Annotated in this window: 12 protein-coding genes and 1 pseudogene; 7 read left to right on the forward strand and 6 right to left on the reverse strand. The window is 62.1% G+C overall.

All coding sequences use genetic code 11. The annotated features are described in order from the left end of the window. The first annotated feature begins 2 nt into the window (after positions 1 to 2). The 3 genes from CGA22_RS20945 to CGA22_RS20955 are packed head-to-tail and all read left to right on the forward strand — an operon-like array spanning position 3 to position 3,421. Positions 3 to 1,445 carry a CpaF family protein gene (locus CGA22_RS20945; RefSeq protein WP_188258694.1) on the forward strand — a complete coding sequence of 481 codons (1,443 nt, stop codon included), beginning with the start codon at positions 3 to 5 and terminating at the stop codon, positions 1,443 to 1,445. Further along, positions 1,442 to 2,428, forward strand: coding sequence for a type II secretion system F family protein (locus tag CGA22_RS20950; protein WP_041020987.1), 987 nt, complete (start codon positions 1,442 to 1,444; stop codon positions 2,426 to 2,428). Before CGA22_RS20945 ends, CGA22_RS20950 begins: the two co-directional genes overlap by 4 nt. A gap of 27 nt (positions 2,429 to 2,455) precedes the next feature. After that, the gene (locus CGA22_RS20955; protein ID WP_041020986.1) at positions 2,456 to 3,421 is read left to right on the forward strand and encodes a type II secretion system F family protein; all 966 of its coding nucleotides are present in this window, start codon (positions 2,456 to 2,458) and stop codon (positions 3,419 to 3,421) included. A 724-nt stretch (positions 3,422 to 4,145) separates the two neighbouring features. Here the strand turns inward: CGA22_RS20955 and CGA22_RS20960 are convergent. From CGA22_RS20960 to CGA22_RS20980, 5 genes are all read right to left on the reverse strand, one after another. Beyond that, positions 4,146 to 4,415 (reverse strand): DUF3613 domain-containing protein, encoded by a 270-nt coding sequence (locus CGA22_RS20960; protein ID WP_041024639.1) that lies wholly within the window; start codon positions 4,413 to 4,415, stop codon positions 4,146 to 4,148. 22 nt (positions 4,416 to 4,437) lie between these two features. After that, the gene (locus CGA22_RS20965; protein WP_041024638.1) at positions 4,438 to 5,151 is read right to left on the reverse strand and encodes a tetratricopeptide repeat protein; all 714 of its coding nucleotides are present in this window, start codon (positions 5,149 to 5,151) and stop codon (positions 4,438 to 4,440) included. A gap of 56 nt (positions 5,152 to 5,207) precedes the next feature. Then, a complete protein-coding gene (locus CGA22_RS20970) occupies positions 5,208 to 6,431 on the reverse strand; it encodes a type II and III secretion system protein family protein (RefSeq protein ID WP_041024637.1) in 1,224 nt (407 codons plus the stop codon). A 385-nt stretch (positions 6,432 to 6,816) separates the two neighbouring features. After that, on the reverse strand, positions 6,817 to 7,224 hold the full coding sequence (locus CGA22_RS20975; RefSeq protein WP_041024636.1) for a PA2817 family protein: 408 nt from the start codon (positions 7,222 to 7,224) through the stop codon (positions 6,817 to 6,819). A 125-nt stretch (positions 7,225 to 7,349) separates the two neighbouring features. Next, positions 7,350 to 9,797, reverse strand: a complete 2,448-nt coding sequence (locus CGA22_RS20980) for an acyl-CoA dehydrogenase (RefSeq protein ID WP_041024635.1) — start codon at positions 9,795 to 9,797, stop codon at positions 7,350 to 7,352. Positions 9,798 to 10,248: 451 nt separating this feature from the next. On the opposite strand from CGA22_RS20980, the gene CGA22_RS20985 reads away from it, so the two are divergent. The 3 genes from CGA22_RS20985 (at position 10,249) to CGA22_RS20995 (ending at position 12,714) form a co-directional block, all read left to right on the forward strand. Beyond that, complete coding sequence (locus CGA22_RS20985; protein WP_041024634.1) at positions 10,249 to 10,872, forward strand: glutathione S-transferase family protein; 624 nt, start codon at positions 10,249 to 10,251, stop codon at positions 10,870 to 10,872. Positions 10,873 to 11,005: 133 nt separating this feature from the next. After that, the gene (locus CGA22_RS20990; RefSeq protein WP_041024633.1) at positions 11,006 to 11,938 is read left to right on the forward strand and encodes an ABC transporter ATP-binding protein; all 933 of its coding nucleotides are present in this window, start codon (positions 11,006 to 11,008) and stop codon (positions 11,936 to 11,938) included. Next, the gene (locus tag CGA22_RS20995) at positions 11,935 to 12,714 is read left to right on the forward strand and encodes an ABC transporter permease (RefSeq protein ID WP_041024632.1); all 780 of its coding nucleotides are present in this window, start codon (positions 11,935 to 11,937) and stop codon (positions 12,712 to 12,714) included. Before CGA22_RS20990 ends, CGA22_RS20995 begins: the two co-directional genes overlap by 4 nt. A 140-nt stretch (positions 12,715 to 12,854) precedes the next feature. Here CGA22_RS20995 and CGA22_RS21000 read toward each other — a convergent pair whose 3' ends face one another. Next, complete coding sequence (locus CGA22_RS21000; RefSeq protein WP_041024631.1) at positions 12,855 to 13,370, reverse strand: DUF2062 domain-containing protein; 516 nt, start codon at positions 13,368 to 13,370, stop codon at positions 12,855 to 12,857. Positions 13,371 to 13,514: 144 nt separating this feature from the next. On the opposite strand from CGA22_RS21000, the pseudogene CGA22_RS21005 reads away from it, so the two are divergent. Further along, positions 13,515 to 15,786 (forward strand): annotated as a pseudogene (locus CGA22_RS21005) (DNA internalization-related competence protein ComEC/Rec2). Positions 15,787 to 15,853: the final 67 nt, after the last annotated feature.

The following is a 15,853-nucleotide window of genomic DNA, read 5'->3' on the forward strand; positions in this document are numbered from 1 at the left end:
CCATGATCAGCGATTTCCGCAACCGCTTGCGCAAACAGTCCGGTAAACCCGGCGCTTCAGTGGCCTCCCTGCAGGGCGATGGCCTGCCGGATTCGACCGAGGAACTGATGGCCTGGGAACAGGCCGTCCCGGACGTGCTCTACGAAACCCGCAGCCAGGTCACGCCGGTGGAAGCCGAGTGGCGGGAAAAGATCTACCAGCAGTTGCTCAAGGTCATGGACCTGTCCTTGCTCGACGCCCTCGAACAGGTGGAGGCCTCGCGGCAGATTCGCGATATCTGTCAGCGCCTGCTCGAAGAACACTCGGCGCCGGTGAGCACCGCCAGTCGTCAGTTGATCATCAAGCAGATCACCGATGAGGTGCTGGGCCTCGGCCCGCTGGAACCGCTGCTGGCCGACCACAGCGTGTCCGACATCCTGGTCAACGGGTTTGCCTCGGTCTACGTCGAGCGTTTCGGCAAGCTGCAACGCACCGACGTGCGCTTCCGTGACGACCAGCACCTGTTGAACATTATCGACCGCATCGTTTCCAGCCTGGGGCGGCGCATCGACGAGTCCTCGCCACTGGTGGACGCCAGGCTCAAGGATGGCTCTCGGGTCAACGCGATCATCCCGCCGCTGGCCATCGACGGCCCGAGCATGTCGATCCGGCGTTTCGCGGTGGACCTGCTCAACACCGACAGCCTGATCCAGGTGGGCACCATGACCCCGGCCATTGCCCTGTTGCTCAAGGCCATCGTGCGCGGGCGCCTGAACGTGCTGATTTCCGGCGGGACCGGCAGCGGCAAGACCACCATGCTCAATGTGCTGTCCAGTTTCATTCCGCACAACGAGCGCATCGTCACCATCGAGGATTCGGCCGAGCTGCAACTGCAGCAACCCCATGTGGTGCGCCTGGAAACCCGACCTTCGAACATTGAGGGGCGCGGCGAAGTGAGCCAGCGGGAACTGGTGCGCAACAGCCTGCGGATGCGTCCGGACCGGATTGTCATTGGCGAGGTGCGCGGTGCCGAGGCATTGGACATGCTCACGGCGATGAACACCGGTCACGACGGTTCCCTGACCACCATCCACGCCAACACCGCACGGGATGCATTGGGGCGAATCGAGAACATGGTGTCGATGACCGGGGCGACTTTTCCGATCAAGGCCATGCGTCAACAAATTGCCTCGGCCATCGATGTGGTGATCCAACTCGAGCGTCAAGAAGATGGCAAGCGCCGGGTGGTGAGCATCCAGGAGATTAACGGCATGGAAGGGGAGGTCATCACCATGACCGAAATCTTCTGCTTTGCACGCCAGGGCATCGGCGAGCACGGCGAGGTGCTCGGTGAGTATCGGCCCAGCGGCATGATCCCGGCCTTTCGCGATGTGTTGGCCAAACGTGGCATCGAGTTGCCGCTGACCCTGTTCCGCCCTGAGTGGATGGAGGCCCGGTCGTCATGAACAATATCCCTGCCGAATTCATCCTGATTTTCCTGGGCATGGTGTTCATCGCCGTTTTCCTCCTGTCCCAGGGCGTGGTGGTCCCGGTGTTCGGCGAGGCCGGCAAGATGCGCAAGCGCATTCGCGGCCGTTTGCATGTACTGGAGAAAGCCAACCATCTGCCCAATATGCAGACCGTATTGCGGCAGAAATACCTGACGCGCCTGTCGCCCCTGGAGGCCCGGCTCGAGCAGTTGCCCTTCATGGCCAACCTGACGCAACTGATCGAGCAGGCCGGCCATGAATACCGCGCCTATCGGGTGATGGTGCTCGGTCTGGTCCTGGGCGTGGCGGCCGCCGTCTTGGTGCTGATGGTTTCGCCGATCTGGTGGATGGCATTGCTGGCGGCCTTTGTGCTGTTCTGGGTGCCGGTGTTGAAAATCATGCGCGACCGCAGCAAGCGTTTCGCGGCGTTCGAGGAAGGTTTACCGGATGCGCTGGACGCCATGTGCCGGGCCCTGCGCGCCGGTCACCCGTTCAACGAAACCCTGCGGTTGGTGGCCGATGAGCACAAGGGGCCCGTGGCCCAGGAGTTCGGGCTGACCTTCGCCGACATCAACTATGGCAACGATGTGCGCCGGGCCATGCTCGGCCTGTTGGAGCGCATGCCCAGCATGACGGTGATGATGCTCGTGACCTCGATCCTCATCCACCGCGAAACCGGCGGCAACCTGACCGAGGTGCTTGAGCGCCTGAGCCGCTTGATCCGCGGGCGCTTCCGCTTCCAGCGCAAGATCAGGACCCTGTCGGCGGAAGGGCGCATGTCGGCCTGGGTGCTGGTGGCGATTCCTTTCGTGCTGGCGATTGCCATCGTGCTCACGAGCCCCAGCTACATGCCTGTGCTGATCAACGATCCCATAGGCCACAAGCTGATCATCGGTGCGTTCTGCGCCATGTTGATCGGGATTTTTTGGATACGGAAGATCATCCGGATCCAGGTTTGAACGCTGTCTTGCCGCGGAGTATCAGTCATGGATTTTTTGCTCGGGTTATTCAGTCGGTTTACCGGGAGCGAGGAGTTGGCGCGCCTGCTGTTCGTCACTGCGATTGGGCTCAGTACGGTGCTGACGATGGCCGCCTTGCTGTTGTTGATGCTGGGGTTGCAGGACCCGGTCCAGCGGCGCCTGGCGCTGATCAAGCGCGGTTATTCGGGCAGCGCGGCGGGGCGTGAGGCGCCCGGTAACCTGCAATTGCTGCTCGAACGGATCGGCCAGCGCTTTGCCTCGGCCGATCCGACCCAGACGTCCGCCACCCAGATCCTGCTGACGCACGCCGGTTACCGCTCCGCATCGGCGGTGCAGATGTACTGGGCCGTGCGCCTGATGCTGCCGCTGTTGATGCTCGGCCTGGCGCTCTTGCTGTTGCCGCTGATCAAGGTGCCGATGATCATCGGCCTGCTGGGGGTGATCCTGATGGTGGGCATCGGCTGGCTGCTGCCGGCGCTCTACGTCGGCAAGCGCAAGCAGGCGCGCCAGGCCCGGCTGCGGGCCGCCTTTCCGGATGCACTGGATTTGATGGTGGTGTGCGTCGAGTCGGGCCTGGCCCTGCCCACGACTATCGAGCGGGTGGCCGAGGAAATGGCGGTCAGCCAGGTTGAACTGGCCGAAGAGCTGGCCCTGGTCAATGCGCAGATCCGCGCAGGCATCACCAGTACCGAGGCACTCCGGCAACTGGCCCTGCGCACTGGCCTGGAGGACATCCAGGGGCTGGTCAGCCTGTTGGCGCAGAGCATTCGCTTCGGTACCAGCGTGGCCGATACCTTGCGTATCTACGCTGATGAGTTCCGTGACCGGCGTACCCAGGCTGCCGAGGAAATGGGGGCGAAGATCGGTACCAAGTTGATCTTTCCGCTGATCTTCTGTTTGTGGCCGAGTTTCTTCCTGGTTGCGATTGGGCCGGCCATGATTGGGGTGTTCAGGGCGTTTGGGAATATGTAGCTGCGTGGGGCCGTTGTGGATCGAGTACATATCCATTTCTGCGGTAACGGCTGCTGGCGGTTCCGCTTTTACAGCGGGTCACTTTTGGAAGAGCGCCAAAAGTAACCAAAAACGCTTTGCCCCACCACTCGGCACCTCGCCTAGGCTCGGTGTGCCCTCACTCCGGCATTGCTCCGTGGGCCCGCCGTGAAGGGCCATCCATGGCCCAGCGCGGCTAACCCGGCATCCATGCCGGGTTGCCCACTACGCAATACCTGCGTTCGGCCATCGTGGTTTAACGGGGCGCCCAAGATCAAAAGCAAAAGCAAAAGCGAGGCGGCCTCACAGCCGACCTATCTCTCTGGCGGAATCCCAATCCAATTGTGGGAGCGAGCCTGCTCGCGATAGCGGAGCGTCTGTCACGCAAGTGGTGAATGTGCCGACGCGATCGCGAGCGGGCTCGCTCCCACAGGGTTTGGTGGTGGATGCAAAGGCTGCGTACACCCCGAATCCAGTGTGGGAGCGGGCTTGCTCGCGAAGGCGGCCTTACAGCCGACCTGTCTCCCCGGCCATACCCCAATCCAATGGTGGGAGCGAGCCTGCTCGCGATAGCGGAGCGTCTGTCACGCAAGTGTTGAATGTGCCGACGCCATCGCGAGCGGGCTCGCTCCCACAGCTACGGTGGCGTAAAAAAATCGTCCGAAAGCAGCAAAGCCTTCGGACGATCTTTTGTTTCCTGGGTGACTCATTTGCTGCTGGTGATTTCTCCCCCCGACTTCTGTTCAAAAAACTCCGGAATCGGATAGTTGAAACTATTGAGCCAGCGCTGCATGGCCATTTCACGCTCGGCGGCGGAGGCGGTCTGCAGGTTGGTGGACGCGACCACACCGCGAATCTGCAACTGCATCCAGCTTTCGGTGCCTTGTTGCGCGGCCGAAGAGGGGCCCGGCTCGATTGCCCAGGCGGAGGTGGACAGGCATGCGATGCAGACGATCAACAGCTGTTTCGTTTTCATCTCTTGAACTCCTCGTAACGCTCTACTTGGCCGCGCTGGATGAGGCATCGACGACCTCATTCGAACGGTCTGCCTGTGTCGTTCCCGTTTTGGTGGCCGAGCCCCTGATCCTCTCAGCGCGGGCTTGAGCATCCGCCACTTGTGCGGGGCTCAGCTTGGCCATGCTCGCGAGTTCGGCGGCTTGCTTCCAGTTGTCCTGGTAGATCAGCAGCGTCACCATGTTGAGGGCAGCCAGGGAGTCCGCTTGCCGGAGTTCCATGGCGGTCATGAACTCGAAGCGCGCTTCAGTGATCCGGCGTTGGTTGAGGTAGACGACACCCAGGTCGTTGCGGATCTTTCCTTCGGTAGGAGCCATCTTCGCCGCGCGTTCAAGGTGCTCGGCGGCGCTGGCATTATCATTCTTGGCGGCGGCCAGTTGGCCGAGGCCATGTTCTCCGTCAGCGGCCAGGCAGGTCCCGAGCAGGCTCTTGTACAACGGCTCTGCCTCGTTGCGGCCCATCAAGCGCAGCACCCGGGCCTTGCGCAGACGGACCTGGACGAGGTCTTCGGGCAGACCTTCGAGGTTCGCCAGGCTGGCGTACAAACGCCCATCGTTGGCCATGTCATCCGCCAGGTTCAGGGCCAGTTCCTGATCGGATCCGGGCCTGGTGCAACTGGACGGACGAGAAGCTACCACGCCGTTACTGGCACACCCGGCGAGTATCAAGGTCGCCGTTATCGCAATCACTGCTTTCATGGAATGTCCTCCGACACCAGGCTGAACCCCCGACCCCTTGCACATCAGGCGCCGGCTCATTGGGAAAGCCCGCTGCGGTTGTCGAACTCGCCGTGTTCGAGGAAGTACATGCGATAGAAGTTCGGGTCATAGTTGCGCAGTTGTTCACCCGGCAGCGTCGGCAGTTGCGCGTCGACGGCCAACGGTTGGACCAGGTGCGGGGTGACAATCATCAGCAGTTCCCGTTCTTCACGGTCGATGGAGTGGTTACGGAAGAACGCGCCGAGAATCGGAATGTCACCCAGGCCGGGAAACTTGTTCACCTGCGAGGCGTTGCGCGTACTGATCAGGCCGCTGATGACGAAGCTTTCGCCGTCGGCCAGGGCAATGCTGGTATCGGTACGACGCACGGTGAGCGCTGGAACCAGCGTGCCGGCGATGTTCACGGCGTTGGTGAAGTCCAGCTCGCTGACTTCCGGCGCGACCTTCAACGCGATGCGGCTTTTGCCGATGACGGTCGGTGTCAGGGTCAGGCGAATGCCGAACTCCTTGTACTCGATGGACACGTTGTCGCTGCCGGCACTGGGCACTGGAATCGGCACTTCGCCGCCGGCCAGGAAGCTTGCGCTCTGCCCACTGAGGGCCACCAGGCTCGGCCGCGCCAGGGTATAGGCGAAGCCGCTGCCTTCCAGCGCGTTGATCATCAGCAAGGTTTGTCCGGTGGCGAAAGACAGGTTGAACATGTCGTTATTGACCGGCAGTGAAGGCCGGACCACACCCCCGATGGTGGGCAGGGTCCTCGGCGAACCGAACTGGAAGTTGCCACGGCTGCCGAAGATCGAGGTCGAGGCTTCTTTGAGTTTGGTCCGGCTGACCTCGACGAAACGGATGTCGGTCTGCACCTGGGCGAGCAGCATCGGATCTTCGGAAGGCACGGTCGCTGCAGTGGTCAGTGCTTCAGTGGCCCTGCCTTTGACGAAGATCATGCTCTGGCGGGGCATCTTCGAACACGCTGTCCAGACCATCAGGCTGGTAGCGCCCGGCGCTACGCCTGTGAGAATGAAGGCGTCGCTGCCACTGGGCTGCACGTCGGCGATTTTCGGGTCGCCTACCGCCAGCTTGGTCACGGGGGCCAGGATGCGTAGCTCGCTCTGGAGTCCCTGGCCGACCTCGAAGGTCGCTGGCAAGTTGTCCAGCTGCGAACAATTGCTGGCTGCGGCGTGCGCCGCATCCAGGCCAAGGCCCATCAGGAACAGGCCATGAATGAAGTGTTTTAACGCGGGCGCGGTACGATAGCTCATAGAATGCTCCTCGACAGACAGGTCGTCCCTAGACTTAACCAGTTGCCTCGGATCATTTATGGGGCCCGGGCTACCCCCCTATCTCAACACCCGGAAATAAACCCAGGTTATCGAGTGGTGACTGGCGCGAACAGCTCGCCTGAGGGGCGATTTGCCGGTCACCTTGCTCGCTTCTGATTGACGGTAGTTCACCCATGGCAAAGCGCCACGCCGAAAGTGAAAAAAACGTCTGAAAAGTGGCGTGGGTGAAAAATGTTATGTGGGGTGCGTCAATAAAACGTCTTTTTCGGTTTTTGTGAGGGCCTCCCTGGACAACATCCTTTGGCTGGAGCACAAAAAAAGCCCGCAGGGTTAACCGTGCGGGCCTTTGCATGACTGATCGCAATCAGTGCTTGCTGTCCTGTTCCGACATCGCCAGCAATTGCTTCTCCTGGTTCCAGTCGAAAGGTTCGTCGTTCTGTTCGGCTTCGAAACGACGTTCCTCGAGAGCCTGGTACAGATCGATTTCCTCGTCGGGCATGTAGTGCAGGCAGTCACCACCGAAGTACCACAGCAGGTCGCGCGGTACCAGGTGGGCGATCTGTGGATAACGGACGATCACCTGGCAGAGGAGGTCCTGGCCCAGGTACTGGCTTTCGATAGGATCGACGGGTAGTTGCGCGCGCAATTCATCGAAGCGCTCCAGGAACAGCGCATGGCTTTCTTCGGGAACCTGTTCGGCCTCACCTACGGCGACCAGGATGCTGCGCAAGTGGTCAAGCAAGACAAGGTGATCGGCAACGACATTGGACACGAGATAAGTCCTCAAGAGCAAAACGGGCGCGGGAGTATAAAGCCCCTGCGCCGGTTTTTACATGGCCGTGGGTCAGTGTGGGGCCAGTCCTGTGTGGCGAGGGGATTTATCCCCTCGTCACACAATCAACGAACCTTGCCCTCGGCCAGCGTCAGCGCCTCCTTGTCGAAATCATCCACGTCGATCACCTTGCGCCGCGCCGTTTCGGCTGCGCGCAGGGCCTCGGCTTCGCCGGCCTGCAGCACACCGGCTTCGAGGGCCGCGTCGATAAGGGGCTCGCCGGGAACCGGCTTGAGCTGACCGTGCTTGAGCGCCGCATGCAATTTTTTCTGCAACGGCTGGGCCGCCGTCAGCAGGTCGGCAGCGTGTTGCAGGGCGCCGACCGGATCGTCGACCGAGTGCGGGCGATAGCAGCCCTGCAGCAATTCTTCGAGGGTCGGGTCGCCCTTGGCCCGCCCGATCACCGCCGCGACTTCTGCGTCCAGCCTGTCGCTCGGCCCTTTGTGACGACGGCCGAAGGGGAACACCACGCAGCGCAGCAGGCCACCCAGCAGCCGATTAGGGAAGTTGGCCAGCAGTTCGTCCAGCGCTCGCTCCGACTGGCCGAGACTTTCCTCCATGGCCCAGGTGAACAGCGGCGTCATGTGGTCCGGTGAATCCAGGTCGTGATAGCGCTTGAGCGCCGCCGAAGCCAGGTAAAGGTTGCTCAATACATCGCCCAGGCGCGCCGACAGGCGTTCGCGACGTTTGAGCTCACCGCCCAGCAGCATCATGCTCAGGTCCGCCAGCAGGGCAAATGCCGCTGCCTGTCGATTGAGCGCGCGGAAATACCCTTGGCTCAGGGTGTTGCCGGGAGCCCGGTCGAAATGCCCCAGGCCCAGGTTCAGCACCAGGGTACTGGCCGCGTTGCTGATGGCGAAGCCGATGTGCTTGAGCAACAAACCGTCGAACTCGATCAGCGCCTGGTCCTTGTCTTCGCGGGTCGCCAAGGCCATCTCCTTGAGCACGAACGGATGGCAGCGGATCGCCCCCTGGCCGAAGATCATCAGGTTGCGCGACAGGATGTTCGCGCCTTCCACGGTGATGAAAATCGGCGCGCCTTGCCAACTGCGCCCCAGGTAGTTGTTCGGGCCCATGATGATGCCTTTGCCGCCATGCACATCCATGGCGTGGCCGATGCACTCGCGGCCGCGTTCAGTCAGGTGGTACTTGAGGATCGCCGACAGCACCGAGGGCTTTTCCCCCAGGTCCACCGCGTTGGCGGTCAGCATGCGGGCGGCATCCATCATCCAGGCATTGCCACCGATACGCGCCATGGCTTCCTGGATGCCTTCGAAGGCTGACAACGGTACGTTGAACTGTTCCCGTACCTGGGCGTACTGGCCGGTCACCAGGCTGGTGAACTTCGCCGCCCCGGTGCCCACGGCCGGCAGGGAAATCGAACGGCCGACCGACAGGCAGTTCATCAGCATCATCCAGCCTTTGCCGAGCATGGGCTGGCCGCCAATGAGGAAGTCCAGCGGGATAAACACGTCCTTGCCCCAGTTCGGCCCGTTCATGAACGCCGCGCCGAGGGGCAGGTGACGCCGGCCTATGTGCACGCCGGGGGTGTCGGTGGGGATCAGGGCAAGGCTGATGCCCAGGTCTTCTTCGTCCCCCAACAGATGGTCGGGGTCGTAGGCCTTGAAGGCCAGGCCGAGGAGGGTGGCCACGGGCCCCAGGGTGATGTACCGCTTTTCCCAGTTCAGGCGCAGGCCCAGGGTTTCCTGGCCTTGCCAGTCACCTTTGCAGATGATGCCGGTGTCGGGCATCGCCCCGGCGTCGGAACCGGCCAGGGGACCGGTCAGGGCGAAGCACGGAATGTCGTCGCCACGGGCCAGTCGCGGCAGGTAATGGTCACGCTGTTCCTCGGTACCGTAGTGCAGCAGCAACTCCGCCGGACCGAGGGAGTTGGGGACCATCACCGTGGAGGCCAGGTCGCCGCTGCGGGTGGCCAGTTTCATCGCTACCTGGGAGTGGGCGTAGGCGGAGAAGCCCTTGCCCCCGTATTCTTTTGGAATGATCAGCGCAAAGAACCCATATTCCTTGATGTGCGCCCAGGCTTCGGGCGGCAGGTCCATGGCCTGGCCGATCTGCCAGTCGCTGACCATGGCACAGAGTGCTTCGGTGGGACCGTCGAGGAACGCCTGCTCCTCCTCGGTCAGTTGCACCTTGGGATAGGCCAGCAGCAGGTTCCAATCCGGCCGGCCACTGAACAGCTCGCCATCCCACCACACCGTACCGGCGTCGATGGCATCGCGCTCGGTCTCCGACATGGGCGGCAGGGTCTTCTGGAACCAGTCGAACATCGGCGCGCTGAAATACTTGCGGCGCAGGTCCGGCAGCAGCAAAGGCGCCGCGATGGCGCCGAGCACGACCCAGAGGATCAGCATCAGCGTGCCTGGCGCGTGGCTGAATATGCCCATCGCCAGCAGGTAGACCGCGACGATCCCCAGCGTGGGCAGCGGGGCGGTGCGCCGATGCGCCAGCCAGGCTATCCCGACGACCAGAACCAGTATCCACAACAACAGCATAGGTAGTCCTCCGTGAACCAGGGCAAAACCGACCCACAGAGCTTAGACGGCATCTGTAAAAGCGGCGGTCAGCGCGATGTGATTGATTTCGTGGGAAACCCCGGATGCATTGCGCCAGTCTGGTTGGCAACAAACGTGGGAAATGGTTCGTTGGAAAAGTGAGAAAGCGCCGTTGTTTGGCTGAAATGCCATTAACTGTGGACAGATACGGGACGCTAAATCATGCAAGTGAATGCAAGACCTGTGGCGAGGGGATTTATCCCCGTTGGGGCGCGCAGCGGCCCTATACAATGACGCCCCGCGAAGACAGATCTTGGGGTTGCTGCGCAACCCAGCGGGGATAAATCCCCTCGCCACAGGGATCAGTTCGGCTCTGGATCGTGGTGACGATTTGAGTCGCGACTGATCCGGCGTATGCTGCTGCGGCACTTATCCACCGAGGGAAACCGTGATGCTGAAGATCTGGGGCCGGAAGAATTCATCGAATGTCCGCAAGGCACTGTGGTGCGCCGAAGAGCTGGGACTGGCCTTCGAGGCCATTGATGCGGGCGGTGCGTTCGGGGTGGTAGACACGCCGGAGTACCGGGCGAAGAACCCCAACGGCCGCGTTCCAATGATCGAAGACGACGGTTTCGTGTTGTGGGAATCCAATACCATCGTGCGTTATCTGCTGGCTCGCCATGCGCCCGGTTCAGCCTGGTACCCGAGCGATCTCCAGGCGCGAGCCTCGGCTGACAAATGGATGGACTGGACCACGTCGTCCTTTGCCGGGCCGTTTCGCACTGTGTTCTGGGGTGTCCTGCGCACGCCAGCCGAGCAGCAGGACTGGCCGGCCATCCATGCGGCGATCAAGGAGTGCGATGGCTTGCTGGCAATGGCAGACCAGGCCTTGAGCGAACAGCCCTACCTCTCGGGTGAGGCGATCGGCATGGGCGACATTCCCCTGGGCAGTTTCATCTATGCCTGGTTCGAAATGCCCATCGAGCGGGCGGCGCAGCCTCATCTCGAAGCCTGGTACCGGCGGTTGCAGCAGCGTCCGGCCTACCGCAAGGCCGTCATGACCGCGTTGACTTAATACTTACTATCGACACGCGTGACTGTACTTGTGCGGCGACGCCAAGCACCATGGCCTTCGTGCGTCGTGGTTGTATTGCTCGCCGCGCGCCCTCATGTATTCCTTTCCTCCCTTCTTGGTGCGTAGATCCGATATGAGTTCCGCTCTGTCCATCCGGCAGCTAACCAAAACCTACGGCAACGGTTTCCAGGCCCTGAGTGGTATCGATCTGGACGTTGCCGAAGGTGATTTTTTCGCCTTGCTCGGCCCCAACGGTGCCGGCAAATCCACCACCATCGGCATTCTTTCCACCCTGGTGAACAAGACCAGTGGCTCGGTGAATGTCTTCGGCCATGACCTGGACCGCGAGCCCGCCGCGCTCAAGCGTTGCATCGGCGTGGTGCCCCAGGAATTCAATTTCAACCAGTTCGAAAAGACCTTCGACATCGTTGTGACCCAGGCGGGTTACTACGGCATCCCACCGAAGATCGCCAACGAGCGCGCCGAGCAGTACCTGACCCAGCTGGGGTTGTGGGACAAGCGTGACGTGCCGTCCCGTTCGTTGTCCGGCGGCATGAAGCGCCGGCTGATGATTGCCCGTGCGCTGGTGCATGAGCCGCGCCTGCTGATCCTCGACGAGCCGACCGCCGGCGTGGACATCGAGTTGCGTCGTTCGATGTGGACCTTCCTGACCGAGTTGAACCAGAAAGGCATCACCATCATTCTCACCACTCATTACCTGGAAGAGGCCGAACAGCTGTGCCGCAACATCGGCATCATCGACCACGGCACCATCGTCGAGAACACCAGCATGCGGCAATTGCTCAGCCAACTGCACGTGGAGACGTTCCTGCTGGATCTGAAGGGCGATCTGAAGGCTGCCCCTCAATTGATCGGCTATCCGGCCCGGCTGATGGACCCTCACACCCTGGAAGTCCAGGTGGATAAAACCGTCGGCATCACCGGGTTGTTCACTCAACTGGCCCTGCAGAACATCGAAGTGCAGAGCCTGCGCAACAAAACCAATCGCCTCGAGGAGCTGTTCGTGTCCCTGGTGGAGAAAAACCTGGCAAAGGTGGCGGTATGAGTTCCGAATTGCGACCCAACCTCATCGCCCTCAATACCATCGTTTACCGCGAAGTCCGGCGTTTCATGCGGATCTGGCCGCAGACCCTGCTGCCGCCGGCCATCACCATGGTTTTGTACTTCGTGATTTTCGGCAACCTGATCGGCCGGCAGATTGGTGACATGGGCGGCTTCACGTACATGGACTACATCGTGCCGGGGCTGATCATGATGTCGGTGATTACCAACTCCTACGGCAACGTGGTGTCGAGCTTCTTCGGCAGCAAGTTCCAGCGCTCGATCGAAGAGTTGATGGTGTCGCCGGTTTCACCCCACACGATCCTGATCGGCTACACCCTGGGCGGTGTGTTGCGCGGCTTGGCGGTGGGTCTGATCGTGACGTTGCTGTCGCTGTTCTTTACCCATTTGCAGGTGCATCATCTGGGCGTGACGGTACTGGTGGTGGTGCTCACAGCGACGATTTTTTCGCTGTTGGGTTTCATCAACGCCGTGTTTGCGCGCAACTTCGATGACATTTCCATCATCCCGACGTTCGTGCTCACGCCGCTGACCTACCTGGGCGGGGTGTTCTACTCCATTTCGCTGTTGCCACCGTTCTGGCAGACCGTATCCCTGGCCAACCCGGTGCTGCACATGGTCAACGCCTTCCGTTTCGGCATCCTCGGGGTTTCGGATATCCGCATCAGCGTGGCGATCACCTTCATGCTGGTGGCGACCGTAGTGCTCTATATCGGTTGTGCCCGGTTGCTGGTCAGTGGCCGTGGGATGCGCACCTGATCACTGTGGGAGCGAGCCTGCTCGCGATGGCGTCGGATCTGACCCACCGCATCGCGAGAGGCTCGCTCCCACACTTGATCTGTTTTAGTCGCAGATACGCCGCAAAAAAAGGCCTCCAACAATGGGGGCCTTCTCGTCTCTCACATCCGGCTTTTCTTGCGCCGGTTCCATTGCCGGGTCACCCACCAGCGCCAATAACTCATGGTGACAAAATAGGCCAGCACGCCCAGCACCAGGCCGGTTACCACCGAGCCCAGCAGAAATGGCTGCCACAAGGTGGACAGTTGTTCGGTGATCCACGCCCAGGTCAGCTCATCCGGCAAGGTTCGGGCGGGCACGTCCATCAGCCAGGCGCCGGTCTGGTAGGTGCAGAAGAATACTGCCGGCATGGTGATGGGGTTGGTCAGCCAGACCAGGCTCACCGCAATCGGAATATTGCCTCGTACCGCGATGGCCAGCGCCGCGGCCAGGAGCATTTGCAAGGGAATAGGCAGAAAAGCGGCAAACAGGCCGACCGCCATCGCCCGGGCCACGGAGTGACGATTGAGGTGCCAGAGGTTGGGATCATGCAAGAGGGTGCCGAGAAAACGTAAGGATTTGTGTTCCCGAATGCTCGCTGGGTCTGGCATGTAACGTTTGAATAGGCGCCGGGGCATAAGGCTTCTCGGTCGGTTCAAAGCAATGAAGCGGCAAGTATGTCCGGATTCTAAGTCCGGCAGATTCAGACTTTGTGACAATTGATAACGTCCACGGTGCCGCAGAACGGCTAAGCCTGGAGAGGGGACTCTCAAGGATGGGTTATGCGCACAGGGTTGGTCGCGCTTGCACTGGGGCTGGTGGCCCCGGTTTTCTTTCCGGCGTTGCCGCCGTTGTGGCTGATCGCAGCAATGCCGATGCTGGCGCTGATGGTGCTGCCGTTTCGAGCATATCCGCTGGGTTTTTTCCTGTTGGGGTTGGCCTGGGCCTGCCTGTCGGCGCAATTCGCGTTGGACGAACGCCTGCCTGCCGCACTGGATGGAGAAACCCGTTGGGTCGAAGGGCGTGTGATCGGTTTGCCGCAATACAGTGAAGGCGTGGTGCGTTTCGACCTGGTCGAGGCCCGATCGCGGCGCACCCGGCTGCCGACGTCACTGCGTCTGGCCTGGTTCGGGGGGCCACCGGTGAGCAGTGGCGAGCGTTGGCGGTTGGCGGTGAAGCTCAAGCGGCCTGCCGGGCTGCTGAACCCGCACGGTTTCGACCATGAAGCCTGGCTGTTGAGTCGGGGCATTGGGGCGACGGGTACGATCAAGGATGGCCGTCGCTTGCAACCGGCCCAGGGGGCTTGGCGCGACGGAGTGCGCCAGGCGCTTGCGCAGGTCGATGCCCAGGGCCGCTCCGGTGCGCTGATGGCATTGGTCCTGGGCGACGGCGGCGGGTTGAGCCGTGAGGACTGGCAGGTGTTGCAAGACACCGGCACTGTTCATCTGCTGGTGATTTCCGGGCAGCACATCGGGCTGCTCGCCGGCCTGGTGTACCTGCTGGTGACTGGCGCGGCGCGTTATGGCCTGTGGCCGGGAAGCCTGCCGTGGTTACCTTGGGCCTGTGGGCTGGCCTTCCTCGCGGCCTTGGGTTATGGCTTGCTTGCCGGGTTCGAGGTGCCGGTGCGGCGGGCCTGCGCGATGATCGGCCTGGTGCTGCTGTGGCGCTTGCGCTTCAAGCATCCCGATCCCTGGTGGGCGTGGTTGCTGGCCTTCGATGGCGTGCTGCTGTTCGATCCTTTGGCCTGCCTGCGGCCGGGGTTCTGGCTGTCGTTTGCCGCGGTCGCGGTACTGATGTTTACCTTCGGCGGCCGCCTGGGGCCCTGGCGCTGGTGGCAAACCTGGACCCGTGCCCAATGGCTGATGGCGCTCGGGTTGTGCCCTTTGTTGTTGATATTGGGTCTGCCGGTGAGTCTCAGCGGGCCGCTGGTGAATCTGTTGGCGGTACCCTGGATCAGCCTGCTGGTATTGCCGTCGGCGTTGCTCGGCACGGTGTTGCTGCCGGTGCCGTTCATCGGTGAAGCGCTGCTATGGATCGCCGGGGGCTTGCTCGATCTGCTGTTCAAGGGGCTCGGGCTGGTGGCCGGGCGGCTGCCGGCCTGGGACCCCGTTCCGGTCCCTCTGTGGGCGTGGTGCATCGCTGCGCTCGGCGCTTTCATGCTGTTGCTGCCCAAGGGCGTTCCGCTGCGTGTGCTGGGGTGGCCGATGTTGTTGCTGATGGTGTTTGCGCCACGGGAAGAGGTGCCGCCAGGACGAGCGCAGGTCTGGCAACTGGACGTTGGCCAGGGGCTGGCGGTACTGGTGCGTACCCGCCACCACAGCCTGCTCTATGATGCAGGGCCTCGTTTCGGCGATGCCGATGTGGGCGAGCGTGTCGTGCTGCCGACCTTGCGCAAGCTGGGTGTGCGGGGGCTGGACCTGATGTTGCTCAGCCATGCCGATGCCGATCACGCCGGCGGTGCCCAGGCCGTGCGCAACGGGCTGGCAACGTTGCGGGTGATCAGCGGCGATCCGGCCGCGTTGCCCGTCGCCCTTGAAGCTGGAGCTTGCGACAGCGGCGAACAGTGGGAATGGGACGGCGTCCGCTTCGAAGTGTGGAAATGGTCATCGGCCCTTGAAAGCAACCAGAAGTCCTGCGTCTTGCTGGTCGAGGCCAACGGCGAGCGGTTGCTGTTGACCGGCGACATCGATACCCATGCCGAGCGTGCGTTGCTCGATGGCCCCCTGGCGGTCCCGACCCAGTGGCTGGCCGCGCCCCATCATGGCGGTCCCGACCCAGTGGCTGGCCGCGCCCCATCATGGCAGTCGCAGTTCATCGTCGATGGCGTTGCTGTCGCGCCTCAAGCCGCATTCGGTATTGATCTCCCGAGGCCAAGGCAACGCATTCGGCCATCCGCATCCACAGGTGATGGCCCGGTATCGACGCTTGGGCATGGCGATCTACGACAGTGCCGAACAGGGCGCCATTCGTCTGCAACTGGGGGCCTTCGAGCCGCCGGATACCCAGGCCGGACATCGGCGCTATTGGCGCGACCCGCCGTCTGCGGGGCCATGAGCCGGACATTGACCCAGGTCGCTTTCTGGCGGAGTTATCGGCGGGGCGGGGCCTCCATGGCGAGTCT

The organism is Pseudomonas sp. PSB18 (assembly GCF_014596565.1).
GTDB lineage: Bacteria > Pseudomonadota > Gammaproteobacteria > Pseudomonadales > Pseudomonadaceae > Aquipseudomonas.